Origin of the sequence: Endozoicomonas sp. ONNA2 (assembly GCF_024606365.1) — a bacterium.
In the GTDB taxonomy this organism is placed as follows: domain Bacteria; phylum Pseudomonadota; class Gammaproteobacteria; order Pseudomonadales; family Endozoicomonadaceae; genus Endozoicomonas.
Window position 1 is genome coordinate 1 of record NZ_JAHHPO010000495.1, and the last position, 1,260, is coordinate 1,260.

1 protein-coding gene is annotated in these 1,260 nt (G+C 52.1%); it reads right to left on the reverse strand.

Annotated elements, in window-relative coordinates:
- Window positions 1-133: 133 nt before the first annotated feature.
- Window positions 134-1,260: WD40 repeat domain-containing protein (locus KDK14_RS08910; RefSeq protein WP_257264739.1), on the reverse strand; the 1,127-nt coding region annotated here is incomplete at its 5' end.

A 1,260-nucleotide genomic window follows, 5' to 3' on the forward strand; every position in this document is an offset into this window, starting at 1 on the left:
CGGCAACTGCTCCTGCGTTGCTCTGGCTCCTGCATCCATGCAGTCGTGCGGCGACAGCAAATTGGTCTAAAAATTTCCGTCTTTTTATCCTCAATTTTCTGCCAGCCTCGCTTCGGGGACGCCCAGTCGGGCGCTATTCTCGGACAGCCTCCTGGAGCCTTCTCAGTTCCCATAACTTTATGGTTTTGTCATTAGAGCCGGACGCCAGCCACCCATTGGCTAATTCCGTGAGAGATTTCACCCCGCCGACATGACCATTCAGCGTCGCCACGCATTGCTGCCCGTCGGGCTTGCTCAGATCCCACACCTTTATGGTTTTGTCATCAGAGCCGGAAACCAGCCGCCCATCGGCCAATGTTATGACTGAGAATACCTCACCGGTATGACCTTTCAGCGTCGCCACGCATTCTTGTCCACGAGGCTTGCCCAGATCCCATACCTTGACGGTTTTGTCAAAAGAACCCGAAACCAGCCGCCCATCCGGAAATACTGCGAGTGAGGACACGTAGTCGCTATGTCCATTCAACGTCGCGACGCATTGCTGACCATCGGGCTTGCGCAGATCCCACACCTTTATGGTCTGGTCAGCAGAGCCCGAAGCCAGACACTCATCTGACAATGGTCTAACAAAGTGCACCCTATTGGTATGCCCTCTCAACGTTGCTACACATTTCTGCCCGTCTGGCTTGCCAAGATCCCACACCCTTATAGTCTCGTCATATGAGCCCGAAACCAACCGACCATCGGCCAATGACGTCACTGAGTTCACCCAGAAGAAATGCCCTATCAGCGTCTCTACGCATTTTTGGTCGTCTGCCCTGCTCAGATCCCACACCTTTACAGTAAAGTCATCAGAGCCCGAAACCAATCGCCCGTCGGCCAATGAAGCCACTGAGTGCACCGGTTCGTTGTGCCCACTGATCGTGGCCACGCATTGCTCCTCCACGGGCAGGGTCAGGTCCCACACATTTATAGTATTGTCAAAAGAACACGAAGCCAGCCGTCCATCGGGCAATCTCGTGATTGATTTGACCAATTCGGTATGCCCTTTCAGCGTGGCCAAGCAAGTTTCAACAGCTTTACTTCCAGACAGAGCCAAGTATGTATTACTCAAGCATCGAAGATACGCAAGCCGTAATAAAGAATCATCGATATCATTGTCCGGAACAGCTGGTATGTGCATGTTTGCAATCAGCTTTCTAAAAGCGTCAGCGGCAGAGCCATAATATTGATCGGATAGTTTTCTCAGTCGTTCTTTGG